The following is an 18,210-nucleotide window of genomic DNA, read 5'->3' as shown; positions in this document are numbered from 1 at the left end:
AGAAACGCATGGCCAGCAATGTCAGGGGTGCCGACCGGGGGGACATCGGGCACAGCTCGCACGGCGGCGTGGAGGTCGGGGGATGGGTCGTCTTCGCCGCGGTGTTGATGATCTTCGTCGGCTTCATGACCCTCTTCCAGGGGATCGCCGCGATCGCCAAGGACGACGTGTTCGTCAGCACGCGCAACTACGTCTACCAGTTCAGCCTGACCGGCTGGGGCTGGGTCCACCTGATCCTGGGCATCGTCATGGTGCTCGCCGGTTTCGCCCTGTTCAAGGGAGCCCTGTGGGCGCGCATGGTCGGTGTCGCGCTGGCAGGACTCGGCATGATCGCGAACTTCATGTGGCTGCCGTACTACCCGTTCTGGGCCGTACTGCTGATCGCGATCGACGTCATCGTCATCTGGGCTCTGTGCGCGGCACCGCGCTGGAAGGACGTGCAGTGACAGGTCCGGCACCCGCCGGACAGCCGGCGCGGCCCGGGGCGACGAGTTCGCCCCGGGCCGCGGCACGCTGCCGAGCGGCGGACGCCTCGCCGGGGCGTGCGTGCTCAGGACGCCAACTGGTAGATGCTTCTGCCCACCAGGAACACCCCCGCCACCAGCGCCACGGCCACGAGGGCCTGCTCCTGGTGCGTCTCGAGCCAGGTCCGCAGATTCCCGAGGCGCACACGGGCCGTGTCGGGCGCGAACATCGTGTACAGCTGCATCGCCAGCAGCGTGCTCGTGGCGAGGACGCAGTACGCGACCAGGACCAGGTAGGACGAGGTGTGGGACAGGTCGGCGCCCACCACGGTCGCCGCACCGGCCGCCACGAGCCCCCACGGCTGGAGCAACGGAGCCAGTCCGGCCGCGGTCCACACCGAGACACGGTCGAGCCGTGCCGCCATCCCGCCGGTGGAACGGGGCCGGGGGCCGGTGCGCTTGCGGACCGTGTGCCGGTACCAGCCGTACGCGACCAGCCCCACGCCGATCGCGAGCTTGACGGCGGACGAAGCCGTGGACGGCGGGGACTTGGGCGCCGGAGGCGTGCCGCCGGTGGAGACGAGTACGGCGACCAGGACGGCCACGAAGCAGGCGAGCCAGCCGATGATGAAGGCGAAGCCCTTCCACGTTCCCCCGGGCGCCGACACCACCAGGACGAACGCGGTCAGCGACAGCGGGAAGACCGCGATACACAGGCCGATGACCACCAGGTCAAGCACCATCGCAGCCCCCGCACGGTCCCGCGGGCCCGGCTGCCCGGCCGCTCTCGCTCATGGCCCCATCCTCACCGCCCCGCCGGAACCCCACAAATCCTCTGGACATGCGTCCCCGCGCCACCGTTCACCACGCGCGGCCGCGATTCACCTGTTCGGCCGTCGTGGCGGTCCCGCCGCGAGCCCGAACGCCCTGGGGGCGGCACCCTGGCAGCATGCAGCCAGCGCCACGGCGAGACCGCTCGCCGAGTTCCCGGGTGACGCGGCTGCGGGCCCGGGCCGAGGCCAGGTTCCCGTTGATCACGCATCTCACGTCCCATCTGATCTCGGTGAACGTGCTCGACTCGGCGACCCGGCTGGCGGCCCAGACGTTCCTCACGGCGGTCCCGTTGGTGTTCCTGGTCGCCTCCTTCGCCCCGGAGGGGCTGCGGGAGCAGTTGGTCGAGTCCGTGCACGCCCTGTTCGGCCTCTCCGGAAGCGCGGAGACGGAACTGAACAAGGCACTCGACGGCGCGGGCGATCCCTCGGACGAACTGCGGCAGACCACCGGTGCCATCAGCGGGCTGATGGTGCTCATCTCGGCCACCGCGTGCAGCCGTGCCATGCAGCGGCTGTGCGAGCGCGCCTGGAGCCTGCGCGGCGCGAGCGCGCGGGTGGCCGCCTGGCGCTGGCTCGCCTGGCTCGCCGCATGGCTGGTCATGCTCGCCGTGCAGGGGAGCCTGCGCGACGGCTTCGGGGCCGGCCTGTGGCTGGGCGTGCCGCTGCTGCTGCTCGCGGAGGTCGGCATGTGGTGGTGGACGCAGCATCTGCTGCTGACGGCGCGGGTGCCGTGGCTGCCGCTGCTGCCCGGCGCGGTGCTGACCGGAGCGGCCCTGGGCGTCCTCACCTCCACCGCGACGCTGTACGTGCCCCAGGTCCTCAACCACAGCCTGGACAAGTACGGCTCGCTGGGCGCGGTCTTCACCCTGTTGTCCTGGCTCATCGCGCTCTGCGTGGTCGTCACCCTCGGCATCACCGCCGGCGCCGTCATCGCCCGCGAACCCTGGGCGGCGCGCCGTCTGGGCACCCGCGGACCGCCGAACGGCACGCCCCGGGACGAGTGAGAGGACGAAGAGCGGCGGCAGGCCCCGCGGGCCCGCCGCCGCTCTTCGTCCGGCCGGAGCGGGTCAGCAGCAGCGGCCGGTGTTCTTCCAGCCCTCGCAGAACGAGCTGTCCCAGCAGCGGTTGGTGTAGAGCTGGCCGCGCGAACAGAACGGCACGTACACGCACTTGGTGTCGGTCCACCACGTGGCCTGCGCCGTCACCTTCGGCGCCACCGTGCTCATCATCCGGTCGGCAAGGCGCTGCAGCGTGCTCATCTCGGTCTCCCTCCGTCGCCGGCCACCGGGTGCGGCCGGGCCGAGCCGGAACCTATGACGGCGGTGCACACACCCCGTCCGCCTCCACCGGGACAGAACCTGTATGTCGCCTGCCTACCGTGCCGATCCGCAGGAGAACAGACCGCGGAGGAAGGGGGCGGGGGCCGTGGACATGGCGGATCCCCTGGCGTACGCCGGTACGGCCGGACGGGTGCTGCTCGGGTGCGTGTTCCTGGCGTCCGCGGCCGGCAAGCTGCGCGGGCGTACGGCGTTCACGGCCTTTCTGGACAGCGTCACCGCGCTGCGGCTCGTCCCGCCCGCGCTCGCCCGCGTCGCCGGGGTGACGGTCCTCGTCGCGGAGTGCGCGGTCGTGGTGCTGCTCGCCTGGGGCCCCTGGGTCCGGGCGGGGCTCTGGCTGGCCCTCGGGCTGCTGGCAGTCCTCACCTTCGCCGTCGCGCGCACGCTGCGCCGCGGGATCAGCGCGCCGTGCCTGTGCTTCGGCGGCGCGCCGGTGCCCTTCCGGCGCCGTCACGTCGTCCGCAACGCCCTGCTCCTGGCGGTCGCCGTCGCCGCGCTCCCGCAGCCGGACGCCCTGCCCGCCGGGGCCGCCGCGCTGGTCGCCGCCGCGGCGGGGATCGCCGGGGCGGCCGCCGTCGTCACCCTCGACGACCTCGTCGAGCTCTTCGCGCCCGACGACGAGCCGGCCGCGACCCCTCACCACGCCGGTCACTAGGAGTTCTCATGGATCTGTCGGACGCCCTCACCGGGCTGCTGACCGTGCTCTGCCTGTTCAACCTGGTCCTCAGCTACGGGATCGTCCGACGGTTGCGCGCCATGGCACGGGCCCGCGCCGGGAGTCCGGCGACCGTGTCCGGGCGCGTGGAGGACTTCACGGTCACCGCCACGTCCGGCGCCCGCGTCAGCCGGGCGGAGCTCGTGCCGGACAGCGTCCTGGGGTTCTTCTCTCCCGGCTGCCCGCCCTGCGCCGCGCTCCTGCCGCGCTTCGTCGCGGCGGTCGAGGACGCCGGACTGCCCGCCGAGCGCGTCCTCGCCGTGGTCATGCCCGGCGAGGACGACGCCGAGGCGCGGCAGTACGCGCAGCGCCTGGCGCGGGTCGCCACGGTCGTCGCCGGCGAACAGGCCCGTACCGTCTCGGCGGCCTGCGGGGTCCAGGGGTTCCCCGCCGTCTGCGCGATCGACGCGGTGGGCCGGATCCACGAGGTGGACAGCGACCTGGCGGCCCTCGCCGCGCACCGTCCGGCGGGCGTCGCGTGAGCCGTGCGGGCCGCCGGGCCTCCGCGCTGCGCGCGGTGGCCGCGCTGGCCGTGCGGGCCGCGCCCGGTGCACTGGCGGGCGTCCTGGTCGTCGCCGTGGTGGAGGCCGCTCTCCCGGTGCTCGCCGCATGGCTGACCAAGACCGTCCTCGACGCCCTGGCGGAACCCGGAGCGGGAACGTCAGCCGTGTACGTTCCCGCCGTCGCCCTGGCCGGTGTCGGCGTCGCGGCGTCCGTACTGCCCCATGTGGCGCAGCTGCTGCGTGCCGAACTCGGCCGTCGCGTCGGCCTGTTGGCCCAGGACCGGCTGTACGCCTCGGTCAACTCCCTCACCGGGCTGGGACGTTTCGAGGACCCGGCGGCGCTCGACAGGCTCCGGCTGGCCCAGCAGTGCGGCCAGGACACCCCGCCGCAGATCGTCGCCAGCGTCGTCGGACTCGCCCGCTCGGCCGTCACGCTCGCCGGGTTCTCGGTGTCGCTGGTGCTGCTGAACCCGTGGCTCGCCCTCGCCGTCGTCATCTCGGCCGTACCCGCCCTGCTCACGGAGATCAGGCTCGCCCGCGCCAGGGTCGGCACGGCGCTGACCGTGAGCCCGCTGGAGCGGCGCGAGTCGTTCTACGGCTTCCTCCTCGGCAGCGTGCAGACCGCCAAGGAGATACGCCTGTTCGGCATCGGCGACCACCTCCGCGGCAAGATGCGCCGTGACCGGAGCGCCATCAACGCCACCCACGGTCGGCTCGATCGCCGAGCGGCACTGGCCCAGACCGGTCCCGCGCTGGTCGCCGCCGCGACCGGAGCGGGCGGGCTCGTCTGGGCCGTGGGCGCGGTGGCCGGCGGAGAACTCACCCTCGGGGACGTGGCGTTGCTGCTCTCCGGCGTCGCCGCCGTGCAGGGCGGTCTCGCGGGGATCGCGGTCATGGTCGCCGTCACCCACCAGCATCTGATGCTCTTCGGGCACTACCTGGAGGTGACGACACAGCCCCCCGACCTGCCCGTACCCCACGACCCGCTGCCCGCAGGGCCGTTGACGCGCGGAGTGGAACTGCGGGACGTGTGGTTCCGCTACTCCCCGCAGCACGACTGGGTGCTGCGCGGGGTGAACCTGACCATCCCGGCGGGCGGCACGGTGGCGCTCGTCGGCGACAACGGCGCGGGCAAGAGCACCATCGTCAAGCTGCTGTGCCGGTTCTACGATCCCGTGCGCGGCTCGGTCCTCTGGGACGGCACGGACATCCGCGCACTGTCGCCGGAGGACCTGCGCGGCCGACTGAGCGGAATCTTCCAGGACTTCATGCGCTACGACCTGCCGGCGGGCGAGAACATCGGGCTCGGGGACGTGCGCCACGTGGCCGACACCGCCCGGATCCGCGACGCGGCGGCACGCGCGGGCATGGACGAGACCCTCGCCGCACTGCCCCGCGGCTACGACACCATGCTGTCGCGGACCTTCACCGAGGACGGGGCCGGGGACGACGACGGCGTCGAGCTGTCCGGCGGCCAGTGGCAGCGCGTGGGACTCGCCCGCGGGCTGCTGCGCCGGGACGCCGACCTGCTGATCCTCGACGAACCGAGCTCCGGGCTGGACCCCGAGGCCGAGCACGAGGTCCACCGGCTGCTCCTGGAGCACCGCGAGGGCCGGACCGGACTGCTCGTCTCGCACCGGCTCAACGCGGTGCGCGGCGCCGACGTCATCGTCGTGCTCCGCGGCGGTGAGGTCGTCGAGCAGGGCAACCACGACGAACTGATGCGCGCGGGGGGCCGGTACGCCACGCTGTTCCGCCGGCAGGCGGAGGGGTACACGGACGTCGCGGCGGTGGCGCGGTGATCCCGGCGGCGCTCGCCGGACTCGCCGCTCTTCTGTCCGTCCTGCTGGTGCGACGGCGGATGGTCGTGGTCACCGTCGACGGCTCCAGCATGGTCCCGACCCTGCGCGACGGGGACGTGGTGCTGGTCCGCCGCCGTCGCCCCGCGGACCTGTCCGTCGGGCAGGTCGTCGTGGTGGAGTGCCCCGTACCGCCGGCGGCACGGCCCGACTGGTCCTGGCCCGATCCCGACGAGCCGTCCGAGCGGCGCGCCTGGATGGTCAAACGGCTCGCGGCGCTCCCGGGACAGGAGTGGCCCGCCTCCTGCACCGGGCGGACCGGTTCCCTCCCGGACGGCACGCTCGCGGTCCTGGGGGACAACGCGGCGGCCAGCGTCGACTCCCGCCAGATGGGCGCGATCCCCGTGGACCGCGTCCTCGGGGTGGTGGTGCGGCGCATGAGCACGGGCCGACACCCCGTCAGATCGGCTTAGCTGCAAGAAGTTTCAGCAAGATCCTGCAAGCGTCTTGCTAAGTGTCCGTCACCCGGTGCATGGTTCAAGCCGACCGGATCGCGGGGGTGCGTCCGGCGGACTGGGGGTGGCGTGGAGGCGGCTTTTCGCATGCTCGGGCGGGTACGGCACGGGGGCGACACGGGTGCGGGGAGCGCGGCGGAGGTCGGCGGCGGCAAGGCGCGCGCCCTCCTGGTGACGCTGCTGCTGCAGGCGAACCGCACGGTCACCGTGGACCGGGTGGTCGAAGCCCTGTGGGAGGGGGAGCCGCCCCTGTCGGCGGTGGCCAACGTGCGCACGCACGCCAGCGTCCTGCGCCGGCACCTGAGGCCCGGCGCAGGGCTCGTCGGCGGAGGCGGCGGGTACGTCCTCGAGGTGGCGGCCGAACACTGCGACCACCTGGTGTTCCTGGACCGCGCCGCCGACGGGCGGGAGGCGCTGCGCGCCGGTGACTGCGCCGGGGCCGCGGAACTGCTGACCGCGGCGCTGGCCCTGTGGGACGGCGACCGGGCCGCGGTGGGGGTGCCCCGGCACGGCCCCCTGGAGGGCTGGCTGGGGCACCTGGAGGAGGAGAGGATGCGCGCCGTCGAGGACCTGGCCGGTGCTTTCCTGCACCTCGGCGAGCCCCGGGCCGCCCTCCGCGACGTGAACGCCCTGCTCGCCGTCTCGCCGCTGCGCGGCCGGAGCTGGGCCCTGCGGATGCGGGCACACCACGCGCTCGGCGAGCGCGGGAGCCTGGCCGAGACGTACCGGGCGGCCGTCCACGTCCACCGCAGCGAGCTGGGCGTCGGCCCCGACCGGCACCTCAGGCGCCTCTTCGAGGAGCTGGTCGCGGGCTGACGTCCGGGTGCGCTACCGCGCGGTCCTGCGGCGGTCGCCGCGGGTGGACGTGCGGTCGCCGGTGCCGCTGGCCGCCGTGCGCCGGCCGGAGCCGCGGCCGGACTGGCCGGTGGCGGCGCGGGCCGGGGTCCCCTCGCCGGTACGACGCTCGGGGGTGGTGCGGCCGTTCGACCCGGCCCCGGTACCCGTGGCCTTGCCGCTCCCGGCACGGCGGGCGGAGCCGCGGCCCTCGGTCGCGGACGGCCGCCCGGAGGCAGCGGGTCGCCCGGACGCCGCCGGCCGCCCGGACCCCGCCGGTGCCGCGGCGGTCCGGCGGTTCGAGCTCCGGCCGGTCGTGCCCGTGCCGGTGGCCGAGTCCGTCGCCGCCGCGTTGCCGCCGCCCCTCCGGCGGCGGCCGGACGGTGCGCCGGCCTTCCGCTCCCGGCGGGGCGCCGGCGGCGTCGCCGGCTGCGGCACCTCGATGGTGACGGGGACGCCGGAGGGCTCGCGGGCACCGGTGAGGGTGGCGAGCTCCGCGTCGCCGGACTGGACGCGGGCCGTCCTGGGGCGAATGCCCGCGTGGGACATGAGCCGGGTGAAGTCCCGCTTCTGGTCGGGCAGGACCAGCGTGACCACGCTGCCGGTGCCGCCCGCGCGGGCCGTGCGGCCGCCGCGGTGCAGGTAGTCCTTGTGGTCCGTGGGGGGATCGACGTTCACGACGAGGTCGAGGTCGTCGATGTGGATGCCCCGGGCCGCGACGTTCGTCGCCACCAGCGCCGTGACCTGGCCGCTCTTGAACTGGTCCAGGGTGCGGTTCCGCTGCGGCTGGCTGCGGCCGCCGTGCAGGGCGGCGGCGCGGACGCCGACGGCCAGGAGCCGCTTGGCGAGCCGGTCGGCGGACCTCTTCGTGTCGAGGAAGAGGATGACCCGGCCGTCCCGGGCCGCGATGCGCGTGGTGACGGCCTTCTTGTCCGTCTCGTCCAGGACGTGGAGCACGTGGTGCTCCATGGTGCTCACCGCTCCCGCGGACGGGTCCACGGAGTGCACCACGGGGTCGGTCAGGAACCGCTTGACCAGGCGGTCGATGTTGGCGTCCAGGGTGGCCGAGAAGAGCAGGCGCTGCCCGTCGGGCCGCACCTGCTGGATCAGCTTGGTGACCTGGGGCAGGAAGCCCATGTCGGTCATCTGGTCGGCCTCGTCGAGGACCGTGATGCGTACGTCGTCGAGCACGCAGTCGCCGCGCTCGATGAGGTCGTTGAGCCGGCCGGGACTCGCCACGAGCACCTCGGCGCCGCGCCGGAGCGCGGCGGCCTGCTTGGTGATGGACAGCCCGCCGACCACGGTGGCCAGCCGGAGGTTCACGGCAGTGGCGTACGGAGTCAGCGCGTCGGTCACCTGCTGGGCGAGTTCACGCGTGGGGACGAGCACCAGCGCGAGCGGCGCCTTGGGCTCGGCCCGCAGTCCGGCGGTACGGGCCAGCAGGGCCAGTCCGAACGCGAGGGTCTTGCCGGAGCCGGTCCGTCCCCGGCCGAGCAGGTCACGCCCGGCCAGCGAGTTGGGCAGCGTGGCGGCCTGGATGGGGAAGGGGGTGGTGACGCCCTGGGCGACGAGCGTCTTCAGGAGCCCCGCGGGCATGTCCATGCCGGCGAAGTCCTCGACGGCGGGAAGCGCGGGCGTCGTGCTTTCGGGCAGCCGGAACTCCCTCGGTGACGAGGGTGCCGGTGACGGCGACGAGGTGCGTCGGTTCGACTTCTGGGGCCTACGGGACATGCGGTGCTCTGCCTTCCTCGGAACAGCGCAAACCGGGGTCCGCACCATCACGGTGCGGACCCCGGTGTGCGGGTACGCGTGCGGCGATCAGGCGGGAACGATGTTCTCCGCCTGGGGGCCCTTCTGGCCCTGCGTCACGTCGAACGAGACCCGCTGGCCCTCGTGGAGCTCACGGAAGCCCTGGGTGGCGATGTTCGAGTAGTGGGCGAAGACGTCGGGGCCGCCGCCGTCCTGCTCGATGAAGCCGAAGCCCTTTTCGGCGTTGAACCACTTCACGGTTCCCTGTGCCATGATCTTCTCCTTCTGTAGGCAGAGGCCCCATCCGGAGATGCCGGAAAACAAATAATGCGCCTGAAGGAAGCATCCCGTCAGGCGCACATAGGTTCATGGGTACCGCAACTGCAACCCCTTGATTATAGCACTGCTCGACCGGGCGACCCCGCCCATGCCGAAGGAGCTGACCGACCTCATGACCGCAGGACGCCTGCTCAGGGCCCACGACCGACCCGCGACGCCCTGGCGGAACGGCGGCGGTGTGACCAGGGAGGTCGCCGCAGGCCCGGCCGACGCGGGCCTGGAGGACTTCGTCTGGCGGGTGAGCCTCGCCGATGTCGCGGCCGGCGGCCCCTTCTCGTCCTTCCCCGGAGTGGACCGGATCATCACCGTCGTCGACGGGCCGGGGATGGAGCTGACGGTCGACGGGGTCCCGCACACCGTCGACGCCCTGTACGAGCCCTTCGCCTTCCCCGGCGACGCCGACACGGACTGCCGGCTGCTCGGCGGCCCCCTCGTCGACTTCAACGTCATGACGCGCCGCACCGCCGCGACGGCGCGGGTGCGCGTGACGCGCGAGGGTTTCTCCGTCGCCCCGCAGGGCGGGGCCGTGACGCTCGTGATCGCCCTGGCGGGCACGGCGACGGTGGCCGAGTCCGGCGCCACCCTCGACCGCTTCGACGCCGTCCTCTTCTCCGGCCCCGGATCCGGCACCGTCCACGTCACCGGCGTGACGGCCGCCGTCACCATCACGCCGACCGGGGGCTGACCCGGCGCAGCGCGACGGCCGGCGGTGGCGGGTCCCTGGTGGAAAGTTCTGAACGGTGCTTCACTTCTTCGTGGCATGCCGACGGCCGCCCGACGTGCACGGAGCATCCGGACGACCGCAGACCCCACTCGGAGGATCCGATGAGCGCCCCCACCGACAGCTCCCCCCTGCGAAGCCGGCCCTCCGCGCGCACCCACGAGGTGACCAACCAGTCTCCGCCCCTCGTCGGCCACGACGTCGCGGACGACCCGGTGCTGCTGGAGGGCGTGGAGCGGGAGGGCGCGGCCTGGCACCGGGACGAGCTGCACCGCCTGGGCCGGCTCGCCGGGACCGAGGAGGTGCAGCGCTGGGGCGACGAGGCCAACCGCCACGAGCCGGTGCTGAGGACGCACGACCGGTACGGCAACCGCGTCGACGAGGTCGACTTCCACCCCTCGTACCACGCACTGCTCGACCTGTCGGTCGGCGCGGGTCTCGCCGGCGCGCCCTGGGCCGACGAGCGTCCGGGCGTCCATGTCGCGCGGGCCGCCGACTTCATGATCGTCACCGGGGTCGAGCAGGGGCACCTCTGCCCGGTCAGCATGACGTACGCCGTCGTTCCGGCCCTGCGCAACAGCCCCGGACTCGCCGCCCGCTACGAGCCGTTGCTGACCAGCCGGGTCTACGACCCCGGTCTGCGCGCCCCCGGCGACAAGCAGGGCCTGCTCGCGGGCATGGGGATGACCGAGAAGCAGGGCGGCACCGACGTCCGCGCGAACACCACCAGCGCGACCGAACAGACCGACGGCAGCTGGCGGTTGCGCGGCCACAAGTGGTTCACCAGCGCCCCCATGAACGACCTCTTCCTCGTCCTGGCGCAGGCCCCCGGCGGACTCTCCTGCTTCCTCGTCCCCCGGGTGCTGCCCGACGGCAGTCGCAACACCTTCCGCATCCAGCGGCTCAAGGACAAGCTCGGCAACCGCTCCAACGCCAGCAGCGAGCCCGAGTTCGACGACACCGTCGCCTGGCTCGTGGGCGAGGAGGGGCGCGGGGTGCGGACGATCATCGACATGGTCACCATGACCCGGCTCGACTGCGTCCTCGGCTCGGCGGCCGGCATCCGCGCCGCGCTGGCCCAGGCCGCCCACCACGTCCGGCACCGCTCCGTCTTCGGCGCCAAGCTCATCGACCAGCCGCTCATGCGCAACGTCATCGCCGACCTCGGCCTGGAGTCGGAGGCCGCCACCACGCTCGCGCTGCGCCTCGCCGGAGCCGCCGACCGGGCGCAGCGCGGCGACGCCGGCGAGCGCGCCTTCCTGCGCCTGGCCACTGCCGTCGGCAAGTACTGGGTCTGCAAGCGGCAGCCGGCCGCTGTCGCCGAGGCCCTGGAGTGCCTCGGCGGCAACGGCTACGACGAGGCGTCGGGCATGCCCCGCCTCTACCGCGAGGCCCCGCTCAACAGCATCTGGGAGGGCTCCGGCAACGTGAACGCCCTCGACGTGCTGCGCGCGCTGACCCGGGAGCCGGAGAGCATGCACGCGTACGCCGCCGAGGTCGAGGCGGCCGCGGGCGCGGACGCCCGCCTCGACGCCGCCTGGCGCGCGCTGCGCGAGCAGCTGCTCGTCACCGAGGACGCCCAACTGCGCGCCCGCAGCCTGGTGGAGCGGATGGCCCTGGTCCTGCAGGGCTCGCTCCTGGTCCGGCACGCCCCGGCCGCCGTCGCCGACGCCTTCTGCGCCACCCGCCTCGGCGGCGGCTACGGCCTGGCGTTCGGCACTCTCCCGGCCGGTCTCGACCTCGACGGGATCATCGCCCGCACCCCGGGCGCCACCGGCTGAGCCGTCCGGTCAACGGGACGCCAGACCGAGGGCGATGTCGACGATCATGTCCTCCTGGCCGCCGACCAGGCGTCGGCGGCCGCACTCGGTCAGGATGTCGCGCACGTCGACCTCGTACCGCCGGGCGGCGGTCTCCGCGTGCCGCAGGAAGCTGGAGTAGACCCCCGCGTACCCCAGCGTGAGGGTCTCGCGGTCGACCCGGACCGGGCGGTCCTGCAGCGGGCGGACGAGGTCGTCGGCGGCGTCCTGCAGCTTGAACAGGTCGCAATCGTGCGCGAAGCCCGACAGGTCGGCGACGGCCACGAACGCCTCGATGGGGCAGTTGCCCGCGCCCGCGCCGTGGCCGGCGAGCGAGGCGTCGACGCGGTACGCGCCGTTCTCCACCGCGACCACGGAGTTGGCGACCGAGAGCGAGAGGTTCTCGTGTGCGTGGATGCCGATTTCGGTGGCCGGGTCGAGGACGTCCCGGTACGCGCGCACCCGCGCGGCGACGTCGTTCATCGTCAGCCGGCCGCCCGAGTCGGTGACGTACACGCACTGGGCGCCGTACGACTCCATCAACCTGGCCTGCCGCGCGAGCTGTTCGGGCTCGGCCATGTGGGAGAGCATCAGGAAGCCGGAGACGTCCATGCCCAGCTCGCGGGCGGCGGCGATGTGCTGCGCGGAGATGTCGGCCTCGGTGCAGTGGGTGGCCACCCGCACCGAGCGGACACCGAGGTCGTAGGCGTGCCTCAGCTCGTGGAGGGTGCCCACGCCAGGCAGCAGCAGGGTGGTGAGACGGGCCTTCTCCAGGACCGAGGCGGCGGCCTCGATCCACTCCCAGTCGGTGTGGGAGCCCGGACCGTAGTTGACCGAACCGCCGGCGAGGCCGTCGCCGTGGGCGACCTCGATCGCGTCGACGCCGGCGTCCTCCAGGGCCATGACGATGCGCCGGACGTCGTCGGGGGTGATGCGGTGCCGGACGGCGTGCATGCCGTCGCGGAGGGTGACGTCCTGGACGAAGATCGGGGTGCTCACTGCGTGGCCTCCTTCGCGGCGGCGATCTTCTCGGCCATCTGCACGGCGGCCGAGGTCATGATGTCGAGGTTCCCGGCGTACGCCGGGAGGTGCATGCCCGCGCCCTCGACCTCCAGGAACACCGACACCTGGTGGGTCGGCCGCCCGGTCGCGTCCTCCGCGAGGAGCGTCTCCACCGGCTGATCGGCCGGGATCCCGGCGATCTGGACGTCCTGGACCGTCCGGTAGCCCGGGACGTACGCCGAGACCTCGGCGACCATCTTCCGCACCGACGCGGTGATCTGTGCCTTCGCCGTCTCGCCGTCCTCGCCCTCGGGCAGGGTGACCAGCGCGAAGACCGTGTCCCGCATCATCAGCGGCGGCTCGGCCGGGTTGAGGATGATGATCGCCTTGCCGCGCCGGGCGCCGCCGACCTGCACGATCGCCGAGGAGGTGGTCTCGGTGAACTCGTCGATGTTGGCGCGGGTGCCGGGGCCGGCCGACCTGGAGGCGATCGAGGCGACGATCTCCGCATAGGCCACCGGGACGACGCGGCTGATCGCGGCCACGACCGGGATCGTGGCCTGGCCGCCGCAGGTGACCATGTTGACGTTCGGGGCGTCGAGGTGCTCGTCGAGGTTGACCGCCGGGACGACGTACGGGCCGATCGCGGCCGGCGTCAGGTCGATCACGCGGATGCCGAGCGGGCGCAGCTTCGCGTCGTTGTGCCGGTGCGCACCGGCCGAGGTGGCGTCGAAGACGATGCCGATCTCGTCGATCCGCGGCGACCTCAGAAGCCCGTCCACGCCTTCGGCGGTGGTCTCGAACCCGAGGCGCGCGGCGCGGGCCAGGCCGTCGGAGGCCGGGTCGATGCCGACCATGACGCCCATTTCGAGATGCTGCGCCGTGCGCATGATCTTGATCATCAGGTCGGTGCCGATGTTGCCCGAGCCGATGACGGCGACCTTGGTCCTGCTGGTGCTGCTCATCGTCGCTCCTCAAGCGGAGAAGGTGACCGACACCGTGCCGAGGCCGGTGACGGTGGCGTGGACGGTGGCGCCCGGCGCCACGGGACGCATCGGGCCGAGGGCGCCGGACAGGACGACCTGCCCCGCGCGCAGCGGCTCGCCGAACTCACGGGCGCGGCGGGCGAGCCGGACGACGGCGTTGATTGGGTCGCCGAGGCAGGCGGCGCCGCTGCCGGTGGAGACGGTCTCGCCGTCGACGGTCATGGTCATCTCGGCCGCTACGGGGTCGAAACCGGTGAGCGGGACGCGCCGGGTGCCGAGGACGTAAGCACCTGCCGAGGCGTTGTCGGCGACCGTGTCGCCGAAGCTGATGTCCCAGCCGGCCACCCGGCTGCCGCAGATCTCGATCGCGGCGACGGCGTGGTCGACGGCCGCGCGCACCTGGGCGTCGTCCAGCGGTCCCTCGGCGAGGTCGGCCCCGAGGACGAAGGCGATCTCGGCCTCGATGCGCGGCTGGAGGACCGCGCCGACCGGCACGGCCGAGCCGTCGGCGTACTCCATGTCGTCGAAGAGGACACCGAAGTCGGGCTGGTCGACGCCGAGTTGCCGCTGCACGGCCGCGGACGTCAGACCGATCTTCCGGCCGACGACCGTGGCGCCGGCCGCGATCCGCTCGGCGGTCAGCCGCCGCTGCACGGCGTACGCGGCCGTGACGTCCTCGCGGCCGATCAGGTCGCGCACGGGGGCGGCGGGGGTGCCGGTGGCGGCGGCCCGACGGAGCCGGGCCGCGGCGGCGGCGATGCTGTCGTCGCCGACAGGGGTGTGAGTCTGGGGCATGTCGACCAATCTGCGGCACGGGGTGCGGCGAGCTCCATGAAGGCGTTCCACTCAGCGGTACGCTCTTTTCCATGGAGGACAGCCACACCGTCCTGGGCAAGGCACTGGCGATCCTGCGCGCGTTCGGCCCGGCGGACTCCGTGCTGCCGCTCGCCGAACTGGTGCGGCGCACCGGCCTGGCGAAGGGCACCGTGCACCGCGTCGCCGGGGACCTGGTCCACCACCGGCTGCTCGACAAGACCGAGCACGGCTACCGGTTGTCCGGCGGCCTCTTCGAGCTCGGCATGCGCGCCGCCACCGAACGCACCCTGCTGGAGCTGGCGATGCCGTTCCTGCAGGACCTCTACGAGCGCACCCACGAGACGGTGCACCTCGGTATGCGTGAGGGCCACGAGGTCGTCTACCTCGCCAAGATCGGCGGACACCGCCAGGCGAAGACCCCTTCCCGCACCGGCGGGCGCATGCCGCTGCACTGCACGGCGATCGGCAAGGTGCTGCTCGCGCACGCCCCGGAGGACGAGCAGACCGCCGTACTGACCGGCCCGCTCGAACGCCGCACCCCGCACACCGTGATCGCCCCCGGCCTGCTGCGCCGGCAGCTGGAGAAGGCGGTCGAGACGGGCGTCGCCTACGAACGCGAGGAGTCGACACCGGGCCTGCTCTGCGTGGCCGCGCCGGTCCTCGCACCCGACGGCCGAACGGCGGTCGCCGCCATCAGCGTGACCGGCCCGGTCGGACGCTTCCGGCCTGAGTCCCACGCGAACGCCGTACGCGCCGCGGCGACGGCCCTCGGCTCCACCCTCGCCCGCCGCCGCCCCTGACCCTCGCCCCTGACCACCGACCGGTCGGGCCACCGGGTCCTCGACGGCCGCCGACGTCACCACCCGGATGCAGCCGGGCCGGTCCGCGTACGAGCGGGGAGGGGTGAGGCGGTAGGCGATCCGGAAGAGGCGGCAGGCGGCGCCTGGGAGCAACTACCGGAACACTGACCCCTGTTCGGCCGGGAGAGCGCCGCATGACAGGATCGCGGCCATGTCCCTCAGTGTTCCCCGGCTCCGGATCGGCTCGACCGAGATCATCGCCCTTCCCGACGCGGAGGGCCCGTTCTTCTCCCCGCGCGCAGAGGCCTTCCCCGAGGCCACGGCCGGTCAGTGGGCCGAGGCCGACCGCTACGACCCGGGTGCGGTCGACGCCGAGGGCCGGTGGTGGCTCCGGTTCCGCGCGTACGCGATCCGCGGCGACCAGGGGATCACCGTCGTGGACGCCGGGATCGGTCCGGCGGACAGCCCGGCCGCCTCGTGGGCACCCGTGCCCGGTGCCCTTCCCGCGTCGCTCGCCGCGGCGGACATCGACCCGGCCGACGTCGACACCGTCGTGCTCACCCACCTGCACACCGATCACGTCGGATGGGCGGTGGTGACCGAGGCGGCCGTGCCCTCGGCGGACGGCACCGCTGCGGCCGGCGGGCGCCGCCCCTACTTCCCGAACGCCGAATACCTGCTCCAGCGAGCCGAGTTCGACGCCCTCGACGCGCTCAACCCGCAGCTCCGCGAGGCCCTCACCGATCCGCTCGCGGACGCCGGCCGGCTGAGGCTCCTCGACGGGGACACACCGCTGCGCACCGGGCGCGCGATCGCCACGCCCGGCCACACGCCCGGACACCAGAGCGTGCTGGTCGCCGACGGGCGCGAGCTGGCGCTCGTCACCGGCGACCTCCTGGTGCACGCGCTCCAGCTGCTCCACCCCGAACTCGCCTACGCGCACGAGCTCGACCCCGAGGCGGCCCGGCGGTCGAGGGAGCGGATGCTCGGCCGTGCGGCCGCCACCACGCTGCACCTGGCGACGCCGCATCTGACGGAGCCGTTCGTCTCCGTGTGAGCGGCTCAGGGGCGGTCGGGCGGCTCGCTCGGGCCGATCGCGGCCTCGATCTGGGCGAGCTGGGCGGCGAGGATCTCCTCGAACGCGGCGCCGCGGTCCGCCCCGAGGGGGCGGACCTCGCGGGCGAAGTGGGCCAGGGCCGGGAAGCGCTCGGGGTCGGCGCCGAGCACCGCGACGCGGAACAGCTCCATGCCCTGTTCGTACTCCTCCGGGGTGATGGTGCTGACTCCGGCCTCGGAGGCGATCAGCGCGGCGATGAGGACCGCGAGCCGGTGGTAGCGCGCCGGGATCTCCTCGTCGGCCAGGCCCGACGCGCGCAGGGCCTGCAGCACCTCTTCCATGACCAGCCGGGAACCGGCACCGCTCGACGCGTACCGTCCCCAGACCGCGGCGAGTTCGGGCTGCTCGCCGAAGGCCTCGCGCAGGCGCAGGGCCAGGGCGGTGATGCGCTGCTTCCAGTCGCCCTCGGCGCGGTAGCCGTCCATGGAGGTCAGGAGGATCCGGTCGGCGACCGCGCGCAGCAGTTCCGTCTTGCTGCGGAAGTGCCGGTAGAGGCTGGAGGAATCGGTCCCGAGGGTGGCGGCGAGCTTGCGCACGCTGAACGACTCCGCGTCGCTCGTGCGCAGCAACTCCGCAGCCGCGTCCAGGATTTCCTCGGTCGACCAACGCCTTCGGCCTGCCATGTCGCCCCTCTCGTCGAACTCAGTCTAGCCGTGCACTTGGTGTTGCACGCACCGCGTGCATAATGAGGGCATGGGCGCTGCGCGGCGCCCACCCCAAGGCACGCGAAAGGACGCATGTCGTGAGCAACTCAATGGACTTAACGGCACTGGACGCCGCCCTCGAGAACGTCCACCGGGCCGGGATGCCGGGCCTGTTCGCCGAGGTACGAGACGGCGACCGGGTCTGGCGCGGCGCCGCCGGGGTCGCCGATGTCACCACCGGCCGCCCCGTCACCGCCGACCTGCGGCACCGGGTCGGCAGCATCACCAAGACCTTCACCGCGGCAGCGGTCCTGCAGCAGGTCGAGGCCGGCCGGATCGAGCTCGACGCACCGATCGGCCGGTACCTCCCGAAGCTGGTTCCCGGGGAGCGCGGTGACGCGATCACGGTCCGGATGCTGGTCAACCACACCAGCGGCCTCCCCGAGTACTTCCCGTACGCCTACCCGTCCATGAAGGCGTTCCCCGCCCTCGCCGAGACCGGACCCGAGAGCCTGGACGACCTCCGGTTCACGCGGTTCGACCCCGTCGACCTGATCGCGATGGGGGTCACCGCACCCGCCGTCGGCACCCCGGGCGGCGCGCCGGGGCTGTACTCCAACACCAACTACCTGCTCCTCGTCCAGCTCCTGAAAGAGGTGACCGGCACCGCGGCCGAGCAGTACATCACCCGGAACGTCATCGAGCGCGCCGGTCTGCGGGACACCGGATTCCCCGCCGGCCGGACGATCGACGGGCCGCACTCGCAGCACTACGAGGCGTGGTTCGGCATGATCGACCCGCCGCGCGACTACAGCGTCTACGACATGTCATGGGTGGGGCCGTCGGCCTCGCTGGTATCGACCGTGGCGGACCTCAACCGCTTCTACCGCATGCTGTTCGCCGGTGAGATCGTCGGTCCGTCGTCGCTGGAGCAGATGCAGCGCACCGTCCAGGTCGTCTCCCAGGAGGGGAAGACGGTCGACTACGGTCTCGGCCTGTACCCGATGGCGGATCCCGGTCAGGCCACCTTCTGGGGGCACGGCGGTACGGTCTGGGGCGGCGGAGCACTGGCCATGATCCGTGCCGACGGCGAGCGGCAGATGGCCGTCGCGGTGAACCTGCAGAGGTGGAACAGGCTCGACTCCTCCGGCAGGCCGGAACCCCACGCCATCGACGCCGCGCTGACGGCCCTCTACAGCACCGCCATGTACGGCTGACCCGCGCGCCACCTGCCCCG

General features: G+C 73.2%; 20 protein-coding genes. 12 read left to right on the top strand and 8 right to left on the bottom strand.

Features of this window, described 5'->3' with window-relative positions:
• Positions 1–8 precede the first annotated feature (8 nt).
• Complete coding sequence (locus ABZO31_RS03375) at positions 9–446, top strand: DUF7144 family membrane protein (protein WP_406859407.1); 438 nt, start codon at positions 9–11, stop codon at positions 444–446.
• Between the two features lie 104 nt (positions 447–550).
• Here the strand turns inward: ABZO31_RS03375 and ABZO31_RS03370 are convergent, their stop codons facing one another.
• Complete coding sequence (locus tag ABZO31_RS03370; protein WP_406859406.1) at positions 551–1,207, bottom strand: GAP family protein; 657 nt, start codon at positions 1,205–1,207, stop codon at positions 551–553.
• A gap of 206 nt (positions 1,208–1,413) precedes the next feature.
• Here ABZO31_RS03370 and ABZO31_RS03365 point away from each other — a divergent pair, with 206 nt between their 5' ends.
• Positions 1,414–2,301: a YhjD/YihY/BrkB family envelope integrity protein gene (locus tag ABZO31_RS03365; protein ID WP_406859405.1), complete on the top strand. Its 888-nt coding sequence runs from the start codon at positions 1,414–1,416 to the stop codon at positions 2,299–2,301.
• A gap of 63 nt (positions 2,302–2,364) precedes the next feature.
• Here ABZO31_RS03365 and ABZO31_RS03360 read toward each other — a convergent pair whose 3' ends face one another.
• Positions 2,365–2,556: a hypothetical protein gene (locus ABZO31_RS03360; RefSeq protein WP_406859403.1), complete on the bottom strand. Its 192-nt coding sequence runs from the start codon at positions 2,554–2,556 to the stop codon at positions 2,365–2,367.
• Between the two features lie 172 nt (positions 2,557–2,728).
• Here ABZO31_RS03360 and ABZO31_RS03355 point away from each other — a divergent pair, with 172 nt between their 5' ends.
• The 5 genes from ABZO31_RS03355 (at position 2,729) to ABZO31_RS03335 (ending at position 6,982) form a co-directional block, all read left to right on the top strand.
• On the top strand, positions 2,729–3,289 hold the full coding sequence (locus ABZO31_RS03355) for a MauE/DoxX family redox-associated membrane protein (RefSeq protein ID WP_406859402.1): 561 nt from the start codon (positions 2,729–2,731) through the stop codon (positions 3,287–3,289).
• 8 nt (positions 3,290–3,297) lie between these two features.
• A complete protein-coding gene (locus ABZO31_RS03350) occupies positions 3,298–3,831 on the top strand; it encodes a hypothetical protein (RefSeq protein ID WP_406859401.1) in 534 nt (177 codons plus the stop codon).
• Complete coding sequence (locus ABZO31_RS03345; RefSeq protein ID WP_406859399.1) at positions 3,828–5,654, top strand: ABC transporter ATP-binding protein; 1,827 nt, start codon at positions 3,828–3,830, stop codon at positions 5,652–5,654. The genes ABZO31_RS03350 and ABZO31_RS03345 overlap by 4 nt, the downstream gene beginning before the upstream one ends.
• Positions 5,651–6,124: a S26 family signal peptidase gene (locus tag ABZO31_RS03340; RefSeq protein ID WP_406859397.1), complete on the top strand. Its 474-nt coding sequence runs from the start codon at positions 5,651–5,653 to the stop codon at positions 6,122–6,124. The genes ABZO31_RS03345 and ABZO31_RS03340 overlap by 4 nt, the downstream gene beginning before the upstream one ends.
• Positions 6,125–6,253: 129 nt before the next feature.
• Positions 6,254–6,982: an AfsR/SARP family transcriptional regulator gene (locus ABZO31_RS03335; protein ID WP_406859396.1), complete on the top strand. Its 729-nt coding sequence runs from the start codon at positions 6,254–6,256 to the stop codon at positions 6,980–6,982.
• Between the two features lie 12 nt (positions 6,983–6,994).
• On the opposite strand, the gene ABZO31_RS03330 is transcribed toward ABZO31_RS03335, so the two are convergent.
• A complete protein-coding gene (locus tag ABZO31_RS03330; protein WP_406859394.1) occupies positions 6,995–8,731 on the bottom strand; it encodes a DEAD/DEAH box helicase in 1,737 nt (578 codons plus the stop codon).
• An 87-nt stretch (positions 8,732–8,818) separates the two neighbouring features.
• Entirely contained in the window at positions 8,819–9,022 is a 204-nt protein-coding gene (locus ABZO31_RS03325) for a cold-shock protein (protein WP_015663066.1), read from the bottom strand.
• A gap of 178 nt (positions 9,023–9,200) precedes the next feature.
• Between ABZO31_RS03325 and ABZO31_RS03320 the strand changes: the two genes are divergently transcribed.
• Together ABZO31_RS03320 and ABZO31_RS03315 are read left to right on the top strand one after the other, a co-directional pair.
• Positions 9,201–9,773 (top strand): HutD family protein, encoded by a 573-nt coding sequence (locus ABZO31_RS03320; RefSeq protein ID WP_406859393.1) that lies wholly within the window; start codon positions 9,201–9,203, stop codon positions 9,771–9,773.
• A 140-nt stretch (positions 9,774–9,913) separates the two neighbouring features.
• Positions 9,914–11,590 carry an acyl-CoA dehydrogenase family protein gene (locus ABZO31_RS03315; RefSeq protein ID WP_406859392.1) on the top strand — a complete coding sequence of 559 codons (1,677 nt, stop codon included), beginning with the start codon at positions 9,914–9,916 and terminating at the stop codon, positions 11,588–11,590.
• A gap of 9 nt (positions 11,591–11,599) precedes the next feature.
• Here the strand turns inward: ABZO31_RS03315 and dmpG are convergent, their stop codons facing one another.
• From dmpG to ABZO31_RS03300, 3 genes are read right to left on the bottom strand one after another with little or no spacing between them, the layout of a single operon-like run.
• On the bottom strand, positions 11,600–12,607 hold the full coding sequence (gene dmpG / locus ABZO31_RS03310; protein ID WP_406859391.1) for a 4-hydroxy-2-oxovalerate aldolase: 1,008 nt from the start codon (positions 12,605–12,607) through the stop codon (positions 11,600–11,602).
• The gene (locus ABZO31_RS03305) at positions 12,604–13,575 is read right to left on the bottom strand and encodes an acetaldehyde dehydrogenase (acetylating) (protein WP_406859389.1); all 972 of its coding nucleotides are present in this window, start codon (positions 13,573–13,575) and stop codon (positions 12,604–12,606) included. The genes dmpG and ABZO31_RS03305 overlap by 4 nt, the downstream gene beginning before the upstream one ends.
• Positions 13,576–13,584: 9 nt before the next feature.
• Positions 13,585–14,391, bottom strand: coding sequence for a 2-keto-4-pentenoate hydratase (locus ABZO31_RS03300; protein WP_406859388.1), 807 nt, complete (start codon positions 14,389–14,391; stop codon positions 13,585–13,587).
• Positions 14,392–14,462: 71 nt separating this feature from the next.
• Here ABZO31_RS03300 and ABZO31_RS03295 point away from each other — a divergent pair, with 71 nt between their 5' ends.
• Both ABZO31_RS03295 and ABZO31_RS03290 read left to right on the top strand, forming a co-directional pair.
• On the top strand, positions 14,463–15,212 hold the full coding sequence (locus tag ABZO31_RS03295; RefSeq protein ID WP_406859386.1) for an IclR family transcriptional regulator: 750 nt from the start codon (positions 14,463–14,465) through the stop codon (positions 15,210–15,212).
• Between the two features lie 211 nt (positions 15,213–15,423).
• Positions 15,424–16,269: an MBL fold metallo-hydrolase gene (locus ABZO31_RS03290; RefSeq protein ID WP_406859385.1), complete on the top strand. Its 846-nt coding sequence runs from the start codon at positions 15,424–15,426 to the stop codon at positions 16,267–16,269.
• 5 nt (positions 16,270–16,274) lie between these two features.
• On the opposite strand, the gene ABZO31_RS03285 is transcribed toward ABZO31_RS03290, so the two are convergent.
• Complete coding sequence (locus ABZO31_RS03285; RefSeq protein WP_406859384.1) at positions 16,275–16,952, bottom strand: TetR/AcrR family transcriptional regulator; 678 nt, start codon at positions 16,950–16,952, stop codon at positions 16,275–16,277.
• 131 nt (positions 16,953–17,083) lie between these two features.
• Here ABZO31_RS03285 and ABZO31_RS03280 point away from each other — a divergent pair, with 131 nt between their 5' ends.
• Positions 17,084–18,190 (top strand): serine hydrolase domain-containing protein, encoded by a 1,107-nt coding sequence (locus tag ABZO31_RS03280; RefSeq protein WP_406859383.1) that lies wholly within the window; start codon positions 17,084–17,086, stop codon positions 18,188–18,190.
• Positions 18,191–18,210: the final 20 nt, after the last annotated feature.

This window comes from Streptomyces solicamelliae (genome assembly GCF_045348655.1).
GTDB classification, from domain to species: Bacteria; Actinomycetota; Actinomycetes; order Streptomycetales; family Streptomycetaceae; genus Streptomyces; species Streptomyces solicamelliae.
Note: the sequence above shows the minus strand (reverse complement) of the source record. Positions and strands in the feature narration are given on the sequence as shown.

Excerpts from the sequence above, each read along its gene's own strand:
- ABZO31_RS03295 (WP_406859386.1), top strand. The coding sequence starts at position 14,463 with ATGGAGGACAGCCACACCGTCCTGGGCAAGGCACTGGCGATCCTGCGC.
- ABZO31_RS03290 (WP_406859385.1), top strand. The coding sequence starts at position 15,424 with ATGTCCCTCAGTGTTCCCCGGCTCCGGATCGGCTCGACCGAGATCATC.
- ABZO31_RS03280 (WP_406859383.1), top strand. The coding sequence starts at position 17,084 with ATGGACTTAACGGCACTGGACGCCGCCCTCGAGAACGTCCACCGGGCC.
- ABZO31_RS03315 (WP_406859392.1), top strand. The coding sequence starts at position 9,914 with ATGAGCGCCCCCACCGACAGCTCCCCCCTGCGAAGCCGGCCCTCCGCG.
- ABZO31_RS03360 (WP_406859403.1), bottom strand. The coding sequence starts at position 2,556 with ATGAGCACGCTGCAGCGCCTTGCCGACCGGATGATGAGCACGGTGGCG.
- ABZO31_RS03335 (WP_406859396.1), top strand. The coding sequence starts at position 6,254 with ATGCTCGGGCGGGTACGGCACGGGGGCGACACGGGTGCGGGGAGCGCG.
- ABZO31_RS03320 (WP_406859393.1), top strand. The coding sequence starts at position 9,201 with ATGACCGCAGGACGCCTGCTCAGGGCCCACGACCGACCCGCGACGCCC.
- ABZO31_RS03325 (WP_015663066.1), bottom strand. The coding sequence starts at position 9,022 with ATGGCACAGGGAACCGTGAAGTGGTTCAACGCCGAAAAGGGCTTCGGC.
- ABZO31_RS03355 (WP_406859402.1), top strand. The coding sequence starts at position 2,729 with ATGGCGGATCCCCTGGCGTACGCCGGTACGGCCGGACGGGTGCTGCTC.
- ABZO31_RS03375 (WP_406859407.1), top strand. The coding sequence starts at position 9 with ATGGCCAGCAATGTCAGGGGTGCCGACCGGGGGGACATCGGGCACAGC.
- ABZO31_RS03285 (WP_406859384.1), bottom strand. The coding sequence starts at position 16,952 with ATGGCAGGCCGAAGGCGTTGGTCGACCGAGGAAATCCTGGACGCGGCT.
- ABZO31_RS03350 (WP_406859401.1), top strand. The coding sequence starts at position 3,298 with ATGGATCTGTCGGACGCCCTCACCGGGCTGCTGACCGTGCTCTGCCTG.
- ABZO31_RS03365 (WP_406859405.1), top strand. The coding sequence starts at position 1,414 with ATGCAGCCAGCGCCACGGCGAGACCGCTCGCCGAGTTCCCGGGTGACG.
- ABZO31_RS03330 (WP_406859394.1), bottom strand. The coding sequence starts at position 8,731 with ATGTCCCGTAGGCCCCAGAAGTCGAACCGACGCACCTCGTCGCCGTCA.
- ABZO31_RS03370 (WP_406859406.1), bottom strand. The coding sequence starts at position 1,207 with ATGGTGCTTGACCTGGTGGTCATCGGCCTGTGTATCGCGGTCTTCCCG.
- ABZO31_RS03305 (WP_406859389.1), bottom strand. The coding sequence starts at position 13,575 with ATGAGCAGCACCAGCAGGACCAAGGTCGCCGTCATCGGCTCGGGCAAC.
- ABZO31_RS03300 (WP_406859388.1), bottom strand. The coding sequence starts at position 14,391 with ATGCCCCAGACTCACACCCCTGTCGGCGACGACAGCATCGCCGCCGCC.